Genomic DNA, 16,455 nt, shown 5'->3' with positions numbered 1-16,455 from the left:
TTCGAGTAGCATCTCGTAAAGAGGGCGTCGAAAATCAAGAAATTATCAGATGCTGTTGTGGATTTTTTTTAACTGTTATCCTTTTCCAGGATTCAGTTGGGGCATTTCACGGCTATGCCATACCACGAAAGCAAACTTTTAGTTAACAAGAGAAAACATTAATTCCCCTTCACAAGCAAGTTGACCGTCAACTTCGGCACGACCTTGCATCTTACCGAAACGACGTTGTTTTACCCATAACAGTTCCACTGTCATGACTAGTTGATCCCCCGGTACGACCTGGCGGCGAAAACGAACTTTATCGATACCAGCGAAGACAAACAGCCCGCCTTCTACCGAAGACATTTGAGTTAGGACAATGCCTCCAACTTGTGCCATTGCTTCGACAATTAGCACCCCTGGCATCAGTGGACGTTCAGGGAAATGTCCTTGGAAATGGGGTTCGTTGATGGTGACATTTTTAACGCCAACTGCTTTTTTACCTGGAACGTAGTCAATTATTTTGTCTACAAGTAAAAATGGGTAGCGGTGTGGTAGCAATTTCTGAATTTCTTCAGATGTAAAAGTCGTTTTAATCACAGAACTGATTGTAGTCTCATTTATAGTCTGTGGTTCGGTAGATGTAGTCGTATCGATGGTATTCACTTCAGTGAGGATTGACATTGGCCGTGTAGTTGATTTTTCATCTGAAAGTTGAGTAGGCAGGCGTATATCCAAAGCCTTAATAATCCTGGATTTTAAGCTTTAGTTCTAATCCAAAATCTAAAATCCCAAATCTAAAATTCTTTGAGCCAGTTGAATGTGTAAATTATGACTGGCTTTATACGCCAAGAAATGAGCACGGGGAAAAGTTCCTAGTAAACTTAAATCTCCTACTAAATCCAAGATTTTATGACGGACTGGCTCATTTGCAAATCTCAACGGTGGATTTAGCCAGCCTTCTGGGCCACAAACGAGTGCATTATCCAAACTACCACCTTTAATTAACCCTGTTTTTTGTAAGTGTTCAATTTGATGCAATAACCCAAAAGTACGGGCAGGAGCAATTTCCGCAGCAAAGCTAGCAGAAGCTTCTCCTACTTCAGCGGTTAGTGACCAACTATGCCATTGATTGCCAATGGCGGGCAGGTTAAAATCAATACCGTAACTAAAACGGGTTTCGGATGCTGGGAGAGCAGATACAAAGGCATCCTCTTGATAGACCCATATTGGTTCTGTAATAGCCTTGGGAACTTGGTTGTCAACGGGTTGTGATACTAAACCAACTTGGGTAATGTTGGTTGTCCACACACTTGCTGAACCATCTAAAAGTGGGACTTCTGGGCCATCAATTTCAATCCGGGCATTATCCACGCCCATACCCGAAAGCGCTGCCAACAAATGCTCTACCGTGCGAACAGATACCTCACCCTTACCCAACTGAGTTGAGAGAACAGTGTGACTAACTGCCGCAACTTCGGCTGGAATAATCGGTAAATCCGGTAAATCCACCCGCACAAAGTAACGTCCACTTCCCGCCTCAGCTGGTAGTATCCGCACCTGGGTACTCACACCGCTATGCAGTCCCACCCCTATTTGGGTGATTTCCGCTGCTAGAGTGTGCTGTTGCATAGCCGAAAAGTCAATATATTTCCTTCAGTATTGTTCATCGTCTGTTTTGGTAAAATCCCTGATATTCCCCTAAAAATGTCATTAATCCCTTTATCGGAACAGTATTGAGGTAAATGTAAAAATTAGCAAGCTAATTAGGAAAAGAGAATTGTCATTAGTTCTTTGTTATTCACCAATGACAAATGACCAATGACAAATGACAAATTAAAATCTTTCGCCAATACCGAAATTAATCCGGCTATCACCATCATCGTTAATACCGTAGTCAATCCGAATTGGCCCCAGTGGAGACTGAACGCGAACGCCAAGACCATAGCCGAAGCCACTACCATTTTTGTTCAATACTTCAGCCGCCCTAGTACTAGTTCCCAAGTCAGTGCCGAGATCAAAAAATAGTGCGCCGCTGACTACTGAAAAAACTGGAAACCGATACTCAACTGATGCTTGCACATAAGAGCGTCCACTACCTAATGCTCCTTCTTCATAACCCCGGACGGAATTGCTACCGCCGATGGTAAAGGCTTCGTAGGGAGGCAAGTCACCGAGTATGGTTCCTGCTTGCACATTAAATGCTAAGGTTTGTGCCCCTTTGCTGAGGTTAATCAATTGGACAGGTAAATATTGGCTGTAGCTACCCCGCAATCTGGTAAGGAAAATGTTACCTTGTCCTATAGGCACTGACTGGTCTACTCCGAAGCGGAGGTAAGAACCGCTAGTGGGTTGCAGAGGGTTATTACGGAGATCGCGCTGTGCCCCTAGTTGCAATAGCACTAAATCATCTTCACCTGAACCAGAAAAGCTCAGTGGAACATCGGTTCCGGGGATAAGGTTGCCATTATCATCGAATACTGCACCATTTTCTCTGACATCGCCCTCGGCATCACGGGCGGAAACTCGTTGATACTGGAAACCCGCTGAGGCAGTCCAGACAGAACTTTTATAGGGATTAGCAGATAGGGGACGAGTAAAGGTGACACCACCACCTAGACGGAGAATACGGGGGCGATCCTGAGAATCTGTATTATTGGGATCACCTGGGTCAAATGTTCTAATATCTTGATCTTTGCCATCAAAAATCAACGAAATGGAACTGCGGCGGAAAAGATTGGTTGTATAGGAAGTCCGGTAAGGATCTCCCGCAATCCAGGGGTCTGTGAACCGCAGGTCAAACAGCAGTTCCCGTTCTCCCACCTGTACTTCTGCTCCCAGTTTTTGGTTCCTACCGTTCAGGTTTTGCTGTTGATAGCTAACTGTTCCAAAAAGTCCGCTTGCAGAACTAATCCCTGCCCCAGCGGCAATAGAACCGCTGCTACGTTCAGCTACATTCACTACTACATCCACCTTGCTGGGGTCAGTACCAGGGTCAAGGGACACATTCACATCTTCAAAAAGTCCCAGTCCATACACGCGCTGTAAGTCTCTTTGGACTGTGTTGCGATTGAATACTTGTCCTGGCTTCAACTCCACTTCTCGCGTAATGATGTAATCCTGTGTCCGTCCCCGAATTGGTTGTCCCTTCTCGTCTGTCTCCTGACCATCTTTATTGCGGAACCTGACTCGAATGTTTTCTACTACCCCTTCTGCTACTTGTAAGGTAACAACCCCGTTTTCAGAGACTTGTGGCGCTCCAATCACGTTGGCTAGTACGTAACCTTGGTCTTGATAGCGCTTGTTTAACTGCTTGATGCCTTCTTGCAAGTCACGCAAGTTGAGGATTCTGCCATACTGCTCCTTAAATACTTCATCAACAGTATTCGCTGGGAGTACAGAAGCGACACCAGTGCCAGGATTGGCTTGCACTTCTACTTTGCTCAGGACGGGGTTAGGCTGCACAACAAAGCTCACCCGTACTCCCAAGGGGGTATCTTCTGGCGCTGCTTGGACGTTGGAAAAGAAGCCAGTCCCAAAGATGGCGTTAATATCTTCTTGCAGTTGGCTGCGGGTTGTCGTTTGTCCTGGTTGGGTACGAATTACTCTGTAAACTTGGTCTTCTAGTTCTGATGATAGTTGTCCAGTCTGTGATCTAATTACTACTTCCGACACCAGTACGCGGGGGTCATTGGCTTCTGGGGCTGCGCCGGGTTGTGTATTTTCTGGAGTAGTGCCTGGGGCTGGGTCAGGTGTTCGTTGTTGACTATCTGGGAGTGGAATGTCGGGAGTGGGAGATGGCTGTTGAATATCTCCTGGAGTTCCTGGGCTTGGGGCAGGTGTTCGTTGTTGACTACCTGGGAGTGGAATATCAAGAGTGGGAGATGGCTGTTGAGTATCTCCTGGAATTGTAGGTAATACAGGTTCCGTTACAGGGGGGTTGACATTTTCTGGGACTGGAGTTGTCTCAGGAGTTGGGGAAGGCGTTGTTTGTTGACTATCTGGGAGTGGAATATCTGGAGCGGGAGACGGCTGTTGAGTAGGGCTAGGAGCTATTTCAGGGGTTTGTGCAGTTGTTGGCGTTGTGGAGGTTGGCACAATTACCTCTGGATTCGCGTAGGCGTAGCCCAACCCAGGCATCGCTGCTGGGTTGGCAGGGTAAACTGCGACAATGCGGGATTTATCCGCCTCTATATCCCCGGTGGGATTAGGTCGAGATTCTAAACTTTTACTAGAGTCAACCTGACCTGTGTCCTTTTCTGGCTGCTGATTTGTTTCTAGTGTCAAAACTTCTGTTGTCTGTTTTGAACTGTTGGCGGTTTCTGCATTTGCACTCAATGAACCGCCGAAAGGGACTGTAATTGCTACTACTGCCAGCAATACGGGAGATAAACGCATTTTACTTATAATTCCTCTTCACGACCACACACCATCACAAATAGTCATTAGTCATTGGTCATTGGTCATTGGTGTATGACAAAGGACAATTGACAAATTGACAAAGGACAATCCACACGAGTTTAATTGATTTTTACCCACTTAACTATTACTCTCTACTGCTTTTAGCACTCTTTGTAAAACCTCCTGGTAAGCATCCTCTACATTTCCTAAGTCTCGACGAAAACGGTCTTTGTCCATTACCCGGCGGTTTAAGTCCTCTTCTGTGGTATCCCACAAACGGCAGGTGTCGGGGCTAATTTCATCTGCCAAGAGCAACTGCTGTTGTGAGTCCAAACCAAATTCTAGTTTGAAGTCTACTAGAGTAATGCCGCACCGCTGCCAAAAATTATTGAGAAATTCGTTGATTTGCAATGCAAGATGTGTAATTGCGTCTACTTGTTCCGCAGTAGCTAGTTCTAGCAGGTATAGGCGATCGCGTGTCAACAATGGATCTCCTAACTGATCGTTTTTGTAATAAAACTCAACCAAAGGCTGTTTCAGAATTGTACCCACTGGTAAACCTGTTTGCTGACACAGACTACCAGCAGCAATATTTCTGATCACCACTTCTAAGGGTAAAATCTTTACTGCCCTCACCCGCATCTGATTCGGGGCAGGGCTATCAATAAAGTGAGTCTTTATACCATAAGCCTCTAGCTGTTTAAAAAGCTGGCTGGAAATGCTACAATTTATTTTTCCTTTCCCTTGGATATTGCCACGTTTTTGGGCGTTAAACGCCGTGGCGTCATCCTTAAAATCAGCCAACAGGATTTCCGGATCGTCCGTTGTATAGAGAATTTTAGCTTTGCCTTCGTATAACTTGGAATTAACAGACATGGTGGCAGATAAAGTTTTAGGCGATGGACACAAGTTGTCCTTTGAGGCTTCACCATTTTATCTTTAGTTATTAACTATTAGCCATTGTTGAAGAGGAAGCGGAGCTACCGATAATTGGGCAGAGGAAAACAAAGGAAATAAAAGGGACAAGGAGGACAAGGAAAATAACCATGCCCAACGCCCCTCATATTGCTGAATCTGACTTTTCACGGGTTCTGGAAAACCTCTGCTAAATACTCACTACTAAATCTCTAACTTTTAACAGAGGACAATTAGCTTTGGTATCTAGTATATTCTTCTAAGTAGTTTTACTGTTTAAAATGTAGCTATTCTTGCGGGTAAAATTTTAGCAAGATATACGGATATGTTTTAATAGTTTTTGACTCCGGGTTTCGACTGAAGTTAATTACAATTGGAACTTCATAAATTAAGATGAGATAAATTGACAACTGGGAGGAAAATCAAATTTCTCTCTAGTTACTTTAGCAGAAACTTTTTTCTGTAACATTTACAACAAAAGTATTTTAAGCTTTCTCCTTTAGTATCAAAATCTGAGTCAACCAATTCCGGCATCGCCAATTGAAAAAGGAGTTGAATGATTTGATTTCCCCAAGTCTGACGAAAGTAAAGATCAAGGCAGCTAGTGAGTCAGCTTAAGAGATCCAAACACAAAGTAAATTGAATAAATGGAAAAAAACATAGTGAACAAAGATGATTTTCTCTTTCCCCGTGGCCGCTACTACGGTCAGGTAAAGCCTGAAAACTTGGTTTTTAATGCAAATCTACAGGAATTTGCCCAGCGAGTCAGCTACATTTGCAATTTAGAAACAGGTGGAAAACTGCCTCCAGGTGAAGCTTACAAACAAATAAAGGAGCTATGGAAACAGTTGAAACACTCAAAGAAAGAACTGCGAATTGGCGAAGACCCGTTTCAGGATGACCAGGGAGAGGTTGAAGGTTGAACGCGAGACGCAAAGATGAGGGAGCAGGGGAGCAGGGGAGCAAAATTAATAACCAATTCCCTATGCCCCATGACGACTACTTAGTAAGCATTGTCCAGACACCATCCCAGGACTCTGGGGGCGGCGTTTGTTGATAATTATGTGCGCGTTCTAGGTGGATATCAACAGCTTGGTCTTGGGGTTGGATGGATTTGGCGGCTTTAAAACTGGCGATCGCTTGTGAGAAGTTGCGCGATAGATAAGCCGCGCGTCCAGTATGATAGTGAAACAAAAACTCTTGGATTTTGGCATCTAGGGGAGTATTGCGATCGCCAATTAACTCGTAGATATTAACTGCCTGGTGTTTCCCTTTGACTCGGATTTTATCTAACTGGCGCACCCAAATGCGATCACTGCACAATTGGTAAGTAAATTCACTTAAAAGAATATCACAACCATAATCCTTGGTTACTGCTTCTAAGCGCGAACTCAAATTTACACCATCACCAATTACGGTGTAATCCATCCGTTTGCGGGAACCAATATTACCCGAAACCACATCCCCAGAACTAATCCCAATACCAATACGAATTTGTGGCTGCGCCTGAATAATCCGCCGTTGGTTAAATTCATCTAAGCGTCGTCTCATATCTAAAGCTGACTGCACAGCCCTCCAAGCATGATTTTCTGTCAGTGGTAGCGGCGCACCAAATACCGCCATTAAGGCATCACCAATAAATTTATCGAGAGTGCCTTCGTGGTTAAAAACCGCCTCTACCATCGTTTCAAAATACTGATTGAGCAGCAATACTACTTCAGCTGCACCGAGATTTTCTGTAAGTGTTGTGTAGCCCCGGATATCAGAAAACAAGATGGTTACTTCCTTACGCTCACCCACCATTAAAGCGTCTTCCCCCAGTGCCATAACTTGTTCAGCGACATGGGGCGTTAGGTAGCGAGACATAGTAGTTTTCATCCGTTTTTCCTGACTAATGTCTTCCAACACCACCAAACCACCGCGGACACCGCCTTCTGGGTTAGTTAGGGGATTAACAGTGAGATTGATACTGCGCTCTAGTGTTTGTACCTCATCAGCGGTGAGAAACTCAGATTGGGGAGTGAGGGGTAGATTCCAGGGAATGAAAAAATCGGGGTTAGTGCGATCGCGTAGTGCAAAAATCGAATCCTGAGTTTTGAATTTTGAGTGTTGAGTTCCATTTTTAACTCCTAACTCCTCACTCATAACTTGATAAAGTCCCAGCATCAAACTTTGTTCTGGCACATAATGTTTAGCTCCAGTTTTTAAACTATCTTCTAGTCGCATTTGGAGATTTTCAATTGGCACAACTTCCCAAACTAAGCGGCCAATCAAATTTTGTTCCCACAAAAGCTTGTTGTTCTTGCTATTAACATCTCCTATCGGACAACCCAGCAATTGCAAGGCCGCATCATTAATTGTGACAATCTGTCCTGCCATATCTGTAGAAATCACCGCATCTGACAGACTTTGTAAAATGTCTTTTTGATACTGTTTTTCTAACAGCACATTTTCAAACAGGCGGGCATTTTCTAAAGCAATTCCTGCCTGAATATTAAAAGCCCGCATAAATTCTTCATCAGAAGCAGTAAAACTGCTTTGTTGCTTATTAATTAATTGCGTGACTCCAATCAATTCATTTGCAGAATTAAATACTGGCAAACAGAGGATATTGCGAGTTACATAACCAGTTTTACTATCTGTCGTTGGGTCAAAGCGGGGATCTTTATAAGCATCGGAAATATTTACGGCTTCACCAGTGGAAGCTACATAACCAGCAATGCCACGGTTAGCGGGAATACGGATTTCTATCAAGTTTGTGCCATCCGCCGCCGCTGCAACTTTCGTCCAGAGTTCGCTCATCTCTTTACGATATAAAAACAGTGTGCTGCGGTCTGCTTGCATTAAAATCCGGGCTTGCTCCATGACTATCTGCAAAGTTGCTTCTAAATCAAGACTTTGCCCTAGTGTCTGAGTTGCCCGCAACAAAGCTGTTGCGCCTCTTTGATTACGAGCAGCTACATAAAAAGATTGGCAGCTTTCCAGAATAATACCAATAGAAGCAGCAAAGTCTCGAAAACGTTCTTCATCATCATGATTAAACGGAACATTCCCAGTTTTATTAGCCAGTTGTACTACCGCGACAGTCTGGTTTTTGCTACTAATAACGGGCATACATAAAATATTACGGATTTTATAGCCCATTTGTTTTTCAAGTTCTGGGCTAAATAGGGGATGAGTATAAGTTTCAGATATATTGAGATATTGACCGGTACTGGCAACATGACCGGGGATACCCACTGTAATGGGAGTACGAATTTCTAAGAATTTTTGGCTATTATCTTGAGGAACTTTTGACCACAGTTGACCTTTGTCATAGTCAACTAAAAAAATGGCTGTGTGTTCTGCTTGCAGAATTTGACCAATTTTGAGTGTGATAGCTTCTAGTACCTTTTCCAACATAGTTTCTAGAGCTTCATTATTGATTAGTTCAATAGCTCTAAGAAATTGCTGGAATTCAGCAGTTATAAAGTCGAGTAAGCAAACAAATTCATTAACAGATAAATCTTTGACGCGACGTAGTAGAGCGTGAGTACGATTAACTTGAGTCAGTTCAGTTAATGTAGCCAAGACGCTGCCAGGATTGGGGAGTGTCATGGTAATTTTAGATTTTAGATTTTAGATTTTAGATTTTGGACGTTGTGAGTCAGGAGTTAGGAGTTATTTATCTCCCCCTGCTCCCTTATCTCCCTCATCTCCCCACTCCCCACTCCCTACTCCCTACTCCCTACTCCCCGATTTTGCTAACTGTTCAGAAATTATTACCTTTTGGTAATAATCTTGTAGCTGTCTGGTGGCGGCTGCCCAACCCCAACTTTCTGCTTCCTGGCGAGCATTTTGACGAATGATGTCTCGTTGTTGTTTTTGTTCTAGAAGGCGGACAGTAGCAGCTAACGCCCCTTGAACATCTGCTGTTGGCTCGAAAAGATATCCATTTACCCCATCTGTCACAATATCAGGAATTCCCCCCGAACGGGCTGCTACCACTGGACAGCCAGCGGCCATCGCTTCTAGTAGTACTAAGCCTAGTGTTTCTGTACGGGAGGGAAAGATAAAAGCATCAGCACTTGCAAAGGCAGAACCTAATTCTTGCCCCATGAGATAGCCAACAAAATAAGTGTTTGTGCCAGCAAAGTGTTTTTCCAGTGCTTGACGATGGGGCCCATCCCCAACCAATGCCAACCGCGCTTGGGGAATTGCCTCTAAAATTGGTTTGATGCGCTCAATTTCTTTTTCAGCAGAAAGCCGTCCAACGTAAAGTAGCAATGGACTTTCTGGATGATTTTGTGATAAATGCGATCGCATTTCTACATTAGCTAGATCGGGGTGAAATAATTCTGTATCCACCCCACGTTGCCATAAATCTACACGTTCGATACCGTGTGCTGTCAGTTCCTCCACCATTGCTGTGGAGGTACACAGATTCAAAGCTGCTTGATTATGAGCGCCTTTCAACAGTTCCCAAAGAACACCTTCCAGCATACCCAAGCCATAGTGCTGAAGATATTGGGGTAGATGGGTATGGTAAGACGCCACTAAGGGGATTTTGAGGATTTTGCTGTAAAATATGCCTGCTAAACCCAAAACGGCTGGATTCACGACATGAATAACATCTGGCTTAAACTCTTCTAAAACATAACCAATAGCTGGGCGGGGTAATGCCATTTGCAATTCTGGATACAATGGCAGAGGAAAGCCACTAACGCCGTAAACTTTAGCGCCTTTGTGTTCTGTGATGCCTCCATCAGGGGCAATCACCATCACTTGATTACCACTACGCTGTAGATGATCAACAGTATGGCGCAGGCGCGTTACAATGCCGTCAACCTTGGGTAAAAAGGTTTCGGTAAATAGAGCAATTCTCATATAAAACTATTCAGTCCAGGCAGATAATCTCAGCTTAAGAGTGCATTTTGCTTTAAACACAGAATAAACTGTCTCGTGTGCTGTAATCAATTTTGCACAGTCAAAATAACTGTAGTAAACGGCAAATTTAGTAGTAGCTGGACGATACGCCTGTTGAAGGAGGCAGGAGGCGGGAGGCAGGAGGCAGGAGGCAGGAGGCAGGAGGTTTTTTCACTTATAGGATTCAAACCCCTCCTGAAAAAGAGCCACAAAACTAGAATTTTTGGAGTTCTTGTCTTAAACCCAAGACCCTATGGTCGCGGGCTGTTACAGATAGCGCAGCGGTAGCTCAGGAAAGGAGCGTCGGGCAGTTTTCCTCCTGCCGACGCTCGCGGACTCGCTAACGCTGCGCTATCCTGCCCTCTGCCTCCAACATCCTCGATAAATAATAAATGGTTGGTCGTCATATTGTGCTAAAATACGACGACCAATTTTAGACCCACGATTTACTGGGGTTTAACTTAATTTCTGTGCCAAGAGACTTTAGGCAGAATTTGTTTGTGATCAACTCGTTTCTGATACTTGATGGCAAAGTTTAACAGAGAATCGAGTAGAGAATCAGAGAGCAAGTGAGGCTGTAAACCTAAATCGAGCAATTTTGTATTTTTAGCGTTGAAGTAATGTTCTTCTTTTTCAACTCTGGGATTATCTAGGTGATTGATTTCTACGCTCAATCCCATAGCGTTACCAGCTTTTTTCACCATCAAGGCTAAGTCACCGACGCTGAATTGTTCGGTAAATTGGTTAAATACGCGGAATTCACCTGGTTGTGCAGGGTTAGCGATCGCTAATTCTACACATCTGACTGTATCCCGAATATCTAAAAATCCGCGAGTTTGTCCACCTTTACCGTAGACAGTTAACGGATGTCCAATTGCTGCTTGAATACAAAAGCGGTTTAGTGCTGTACCAAACACACCATCGTAATCCAGCCGATTAATCAATAGTTCGTCCATTCCCGTCTCTTCGGTTAAGACGCCATAAACTACACCCTGGTTTAAATCTGTTGCCCGCAATCCCCAAATCCGGCAAGCAAAGTGGATGTTATGACTATCATGAACTTTGCTCAAATGGTACATTGAACCGGGCTGCTTGGGATAAGGTAGGGTATCCTTGCGTCCATTGTGTTCAATGGTGATATACCCTTCTTCTATATCGATGTTGGGTGTACCGTATTCACCCATCGTCCCCAGCTTCACTAAATGACAGTCCGGGAAATCTTCCCGCATGGCGTACAGTAAGTTCAACGTCCCAACTACATTATTGACCTGGGTAACAACTGCATGTTCTCGGTCAATCATGGAAAATGGGGCCGAACGCTGTTCACCAAAATGCACCAGAGCATTTGGCTGAAACTGCTGTAATGTTTTATGGAGAAATTCGTAATTCGTAATATCGCCGATGAACAAGTCGATCGATTTACCTGTCAAATCTTGCCAGCGCTGGAGACGTTGTTGAATTAGTGCGATCGGAGTGAGAGTTTCAACACCAAGTTCATTATCCCAGTGCCGCCGCACCAAACTATCTAAAATTCCAACTTCATAACCTCGATTGGAAAGGTAAAGAGCAGTTGCCCAACCGCAATATCCATCACCACCAATAACCAGGACTTTCATCTTCACCAGTTTTTACTCGCTGATAGCTAAATCTACCAGGTTTCTGTCCCCTCTTAATCATCATTCTGAGGGAAATGTGGATTTTGGGAAGTGGAGAGCGGGGAAAAAGCAGGGGAGGCAAGGGGAGAAGAATTAACAACCAATGCTCAAATTTCAAAACTTTAAAATCCGATACTGTTGAGCAATGTAATAAAACAAACGATAGTACTCTGGAAATTCTTGGCTCTTGCTTCGTCCCTGCCAATAGTATTTCACTTGACTTTGAGTTAGTGTCAGTGTCATTGAACCTACTCGCTGATCAACTTCTACAACCATTACCCCTGATACTCCTTGGGCTGTTTTAAAGTTGGATTTTAGCTTTTTTCCGGTCTCTTGATCATTTGGTAGATACTGACTTGCCCATCCCCGAATTTCCACGGTGTTATCCTGTGGTGAAATAAACGCAATTCCATCATCATTTGTTGGGACTGCTAAAGAAGTCCAGTTACTCGGATATGGAAATTCAAAGCCATAACGGGAGTTGCTATAAGTTTTCCAGGCGATCGCTCCGGCGTTAAAATCATTGGCAGTACAACCCCACAGGATTATTAACAGGGCAATGACTCGGCTAAGGCTGGCGGCAAACCGATAAATTATTCGCCCCAAACTACAGGTTTTATTAGCAGTCGCCATTTACATTACACATTTTGTCAAAGTCACTGATTTTATAGAAATACCAGAAACTCAGATATTGCACCATTCTCAATCAGCAAACTAGTAGTCTGCCACAACATTAGATTTGTAGTCAGCGTTGAAGAAGAATTCAGAAGTCAGAATTCAGGAGTCAGAATAAAGACGCTCGTTCGCGTAGCGTGTCGTAGACAAGACTCGCTTTCCGCAACGCTATTAGTCGTGGATTTAGACCGGCGCAGGAATTGTTGCACCACCAACTTGAAAATTTGGTGGGGGTGCAAAAACGCCGATTATGCCGATTATTCAGACGCTCCTGCGTCGCTCTAAGCGAAGCATCCCGAAGGGTATACGCTACGAAGCACCGCCAGTCATACAGAAAACATTGCTGAATTCTGACGACTGACGCCTTTATTCTGTTCGATAAATTGCTCAATTTCAAGGGTTAGAGCCACTGACTACGAACCACAACCCATCAAATTTTCTGCTGCATACAGTTGATGATGGCTATTTATAAATAGCATCTCAGTCGAGAATGTAAACGAATGTAACAAAATTAGCGTCAAAACGCTTTACTGTCTTGACAACTAATAAAAGAACCTATAACTTGATATACATACCCGGGTAAGACCGTTAAAGAGTTATATGCAAACGCAAACTAAGCAAAAGGTCACTTTGTATTTATCGCCAGAGTTGCACAAGAAACTGAAGATTCGTTCAGCAGTCGATTCAGAACCAATGTCAGAGCTTGCCGAACGTGCCCTCGTTTTTTACCTATCTAATTCAGAATTGGTTGACGAGGCGGAAGATTCTTCTTATGGGCGGACTCATAGAGTTTATTCATGCCCAACTTGTGATAGTTCACTAATTTTACGTGATGGGGAACTGGTTGCTTTGGGCAATCAACCAGGATTAGTTGGTCAAGAGCATCTTTCCATTGATGAGATGGATGAAGATGAAACCCATCCCAAAGGTGAGGAAGAGTTAGTTCCTTGCTAAATAAATAGGAATTATGAATTATTCATTCATGATTCGGTTGTCTTTACCAGAAGCAATGTCTCTACTGTCTCTATAAGGTCTCAAGTAGGTCGAAGTATGAAAGAAGAGCTCAATATCCTAATTCAAGCTCAATACCCTTTAATCTACCTTGTGACCTCCGAGGAAGAGAGGGCCGAGCAAGCAATTTCCACAATCGCCCAGTTGTTAAAGCCCCAGCGCCGAGTATTTATTTGGACAGTAACACACGGGATTGTGGAGTATGGTCAACCCCGGAATGTTACTCAACATAATACCGTGTCTCCAGAGGCGGCGATTGAGTGGATTATCCGCCAGAAAGAACCAAGTATATTTATTCTTAAAGATTTACATCCCTTTATAGATGCGCCTGCAACTAACAGATCGTTACGTGATGCGATCGCTAGTTTCAAAGGTATGCAGAAGAACATCGTTTTGATGTCTCCGATGCAACAAGTGCCTATAGAACTGGAAAAGGAAGTTGTTGTTCTCGACTTTACTTTGCCAGATATGGTTGAGTTGAATAAAGTACTAACTCACCATATAGAGCAAAATCGTGGTCGGCGGCTGACAACAGAAGCCAGAGAAAAACTTCTCAGAGCCGCTTTAGGTCTAACTAAAGACGAAGCTGAAAAAGTCTACCGTAAGGCACAGGTAACTACAGGGCGTTTGACGGAAGATGAAGTAGATATTGTTTTATCTGAGAAAAAGCAACTAATTCGCCGCAATGGGATCTTAGAATACATCGAAGAAGATGAAACCATTGATGCTGTAGGTGGCTTAGAAGAGTTAAAGAGATGGCTCAAGCAACGCTCTAACGCTTTCACAGAAAGAGCGAGAGAGTATGGTTTGCCTCAACCAAAGGGGATGTTAATTCTAGGTGTTCCCGGTTGCGGTAAGTCATTGATTGCCAAAACTACTTCCCGGCTGTGGGGTTTACCACTGTTGCGGTTGGATATGGGGCGAGTCTACGACGGCTCAATGGTGGGACGAAGTGAGGCAAATCTGCGAAACGCCCTGAAAACAGCAGAATCTATTTCTCCAGCGATTTTGTTTATCGATGAATTAGATAAATCCTTTGCTGGTAGTGGAGGTTCCTCAGATTCTGATGGGGGGACTTCAAGTAGAATCTTCGGCTCTTTCCTCACATGGATGCAAGATAAGAAGTCACCAGTGTTTGTCATGGCAACCGCCAACCGAGTAGAACGCTTACCTGGCGAGTTTTTGAGGAAAGGACGCTTTGATGAAATTTTCTTTGTGGATCTGCCAACACCAGAAGAACGGCAGGATATTTTTAATATCCACCTGACGAAACGCCGTGAAGACATCTCTCGATTTGATCTTGAGCAACTAGCTAAGATGTCTGATGGCTTTTCTGGGGCAGAAGTTGAGCAAGCGATCGTTGCGGCAATGTATGAAGCTTTTGCCCAAGATCGGGAGTTCACCCAACTAGATATTATTGCTGCACTGAAGGCAACATTGCCGCTGTCTCGAACGATGCAAGAACAAGTAACGGCTCTGAGAGATTGGGCCAGACAGCGTGCACGCCCCGCAGCATCCTCCGTAGCTGAATATCAGCGAATGGAGTTTTAAAAGCTTTCCTCTGCCATCCCAGGGGGAAAGGCTAGCTGAAAATGCTAGCAGTTATAAGAAAAGCCGCATCCTAATTAAGCGCGGCTTCGCCCAAAACAAACCGTTGTCGTTTTTCTCAATCTTCTCATTGGAGGAAACCCAAATGTCTCACTTTAGCACCCTGCGTACCAAGATCACCGATGCCGAAATCCTCAAAGCTTCTTTGCGCGACCTCGGTATCAGCGTAAAGACTGAAGCTGATGTCCGTGGTTATAACGGTCAGCGTGTCCGTTCTGACATCGTTGCCGTGTTGGAAGGCGAATATGACCTCGGCTGGTCTCGCAATAGCGATGGTTCTTTTGACCTAATCGCTGACTTGTGGGGCGTTGCTAAGAAGCACAACCAAACCGAGTTGATCAACTCAATCAACCAAAAGTATGCCGTTAACAAAACTTTGGCTGAAGTAAAACAGCGCGGTCTGCAAAACGCCAATGTGAAGTTGGTATTGCAATAACAATTTCTCTGCGCGTTCCCAAAGCTGCACGGGTTAACCATATAAATAGCGGTTAGCCCGCTTTTTTATCGGGACTGAGAAATAAATCTCAGTCCCGATTTTTATAATGTTTTATTTTTTACTTGTACTCAGCTAAACATAAATAAGTCTAGTTCATCTACATTGTGAATAATATTTGAATCAGAAACCCCGTATGACTCAGCTAGCTTAATGCTAACTTCCAGTCTCAATTTTAGATTTAATTTAGGATCAAAAGCTGCTTTAGCTAGGTCGCCCAATTTGTCGTAAGTAGCAATAATATTAGCAACAGTAGTCTTGTAATCCTGATCAATTTGAGCAAGTAACTTTTGATAATGCTGCTCTACTTGCTCGCATAGTTTTGTATTTTCTCCTAAGAAATTTTTGCAGAAATCAGAAACTATACGACCAGCAATTGAACCAATAACCGCACCAAGAACAGGAATAGGTATCAATGCTTGTCCTATAGCTGCTCCAGTTGCCACTATTGCAGAGTCTGCACAAGCAAATAAACTCAATTTTACAAATTCTTCTGAAGAAATTTCTCCGCGATTCCAACTTTTGACTAAACTGGCAACTTCCATACCAGCACTGACAAATGCACCAGCTAAAGGTGCAGACATCTCGGCGAAATTAGTTAACCCATAAATTGCTGTCGCTGATACACTACTAAGTGTTGCACCTGTAGCTGTATCTATACCAATTTCTTTCCAATCTTCAAGTGTTAACTCACCTTTAAAAACATTTTTTCCTTCCTTATATTTTCCATAAATTTTAGTAGCAAATCTAAGAGGATGTTTTAAAAGTGGGGGGCAATTGTAAGAAAGCTCACAAGGCTTAAGCTGAAATTAT

Annotated in this window: 13 protein-coding genes; 4 read left to right on the top strand and 9 right to left on the bottom strand. The window is 43.6% G+C overall.

The annotated features are described in order from the left end of the window. Nucleotides 1-138: 138 nt before the first annotated feature. The 4 genes from fabZ to purC form a co-directional block, all read right to left on the bottom strand. Nucleotides 139-663, bottom strand: coding sequence for a 3-hydroxyacyl-ACP dehydratase FabZ (gene fabZ / locus A4S05_RS36890; RefSeq protein WP_069074708.1), 525 nt, complete (start codon nucleotides 661-663; stop codon nucleotides 139-141). A 99-nt stretch (nucleotides 664-762) separates the two neighbouring features. Then, nucleotides 763-1,611: a UDP-3-O-acyl-N-acetylglucosamine deacetylase gene (gene lpxC / locus A4S05_RS36885; protein ID WP_069074707.1), complete on the bottom strand. Its 849-nt coding sequence runs from the start codon at nucleotides 1,609-1,611 to the stop codon at nucleotides 763-765. A 204-nt stretch (nucleotides 1,612-1,815) separates the two neighbouring features. Then, the gene (locus A4S05_RS36880; RefSeq protein WP_069074706.1) at nucleotides 1,816-4,377 is read right to left on the bottom strand and encodes a BamA/TamA family outer membrane protein; all 2,562 of its coding nucleotides are present in this window, start codon (nucleotides 4,375-4,377) and stop codon (nucleotides 1,816-1,818) included. Between the two features lie 141 nt (nucleotides 4,378-4,518). After that, nucleotides 4,519-5,256: a phosphoribosylaminoimidazolesuccinocarboxamide synthase gene (purC, locus tag A4S05_RS36875; RefSeq protein ID WP_069074705.1), complete on the bottom strand. Its 738-nt coding sequence runs from the start codon at nucleotides 5,254-5,256 to the stop codon at nucleotides 4,519-4,521. Between the two features lie 686 nt (nucleotides 5,257-5,942). Here purC and A4S05_RS36870 point away from each other — a divergent pair. Continuing rightward, the gene (locus tag A4S05_RS36870) at nucleotides 5,943-6,218 is read left to right on the top strand and encodes a DUF7219 family protein (protein ID WP_069074704.1); all 276 of its coding nucleotides are present in this window, start codon (nucleotides 5,943-5,945) and stop codon (nucleotides 6,216-6,218) included. Between the two features lie 76 nt (nucleotides 6,219-6,294). Here the strand turns inward: A4S05_RS36870 and A4S05_RS36865 are convergent, their stop codons facing one another. The 4 genes from A4S05_RS36865 to A4S05_RS36850 form a co-directional block, all read right to left on the bottom strand. Beyond that, nucleotides 6,295-8,892 carry a GAF domain-containing protein gene (locus A4S05_RS36865; RefSeq protein WP_069074703.1) on the bottom strand — a complete coding sequence of 866 codons (2,598 nt, stop codon included), beginning with the start codon at nucleotides 8,890-8,892 and terminating at the stop codon, nucleotides 6,295-6,297. Nucleotides 8,893-9,015: 123 nt separating this feature from the next. Further along, nucleotides 9,016-10,161 (bottom strand): glycosyltransferase family 4 protein, encoded by a 1,146-nt coding sequence (locus A4S05_RS36860; protein WP_069074702.1) that lies wholly within the window; start codon nucleotides 10,159-10,161, stop codon nucleotides 9,016-9,018. A 500-nt stretch (nucleotides 10,162-10,661) separates the two neighbouring features. Further along, entirely contained in the window at nucleotides 10,662-11,816 is a 1,155-nt protein-coding gene (locus tag A4S05_RS36855) for an NAD-dependent epimerase/dehydratase family protein (RefSeq protein WP_069074701.1), read from the bottom strand. Between the two features lie 153 nt (nucleotides 11,817-11,969). After that, on the bottom strand, nucleotides 11,970-12,488 hold the full coding sequence (locus A4S05_RS36850; RefSeq protein ID WP_069074700.1) for a hypothetical protein: 519 nt from the start codon (nucleotides 12,486-12,488) through the stop codon (nucleotides 11,970-11,972). 642 nt (nucleotides 12,489-13,130) lie between these two features. Between A4S05_RS36850 and A4S05_RS36845 the strand changes: the two genes are divergently transcribed. The 3 genes from A4S05_RS36845 (at nucleotide 13,131) to A4S05_RS36835 (ending at nucleotide 15,585) form a co-directional block, all read left to right on the top strand. Beyond that, nucleotides 13,131-13,484, top strand: coding sequence for a slr0373 family blue light stress response protein (locus tag A4S05_RS36845; protein WP_069074699.1), 354 nt, complete (start codon nucleotides 13,131-13,133; stop codon nucleotides 13,482-13,484). Nucleotides 13,485-13,580: 96 nt separating this feature from the next. Then, nucleotides 13,581-15,092: a stress-responsive protein Ycf46 gene (locus A4S05_RS36840; protein ID WP_069074698.1), complete on the top strand. Its 1,512-nt coding sequence runs from the start codon at nucleotides 13,581-13,583 to the stop codon at nucleotides 15,090-15,092. A 142-nt stretch (nucleotides 15,093-15,234) separates the two neighbouring features. Then, on the top strand, nucleotides 15,235-15,585 hold the full coding sequence (locus A4S05_RS36835) for a DUF1257 domain-containing protein (protein WP_015136553.1): 351 nt from the start codon (nucleotides 15,235-15,237) through the stop codon (nucleotides 15,583-15,585). Nucleotides 15,586-15,713: 128 nt separating this feature from the next. Here the strand turns inward: A4S05_RS36835 and A4S05_RS36830 are convergent, their stop codons facing one another. Further along, nucleotides 15,714-16,226 (bottom strand): hypothetical protein, encoded by a 513-nt coding sequence (locus tag A4S05_RS36830; RefSeq protein WP_069074697.1) that lies wholly within the window; start codon nucleotides 16,224-16,226, stop codon nucleotides 15,714-15,716. Between the last annotated feature and the right edge of the window lie 229 nt (nucleotides 16,227-16,455).

This window comes from Nostoc sp. KVJ20 (genome assembly GCF_001712795.1).
Classification (GTDB): domain Bacteria; phylum Cyanobacteriota; class Cyanobacteriia; order Cyanobacteriales; family Nostocaceae; genus Nostoc.
Note: the sequence above shows the minus strand (reverse complement) of the source record. Positions and strands in the feature narration are given on the sequence as shown.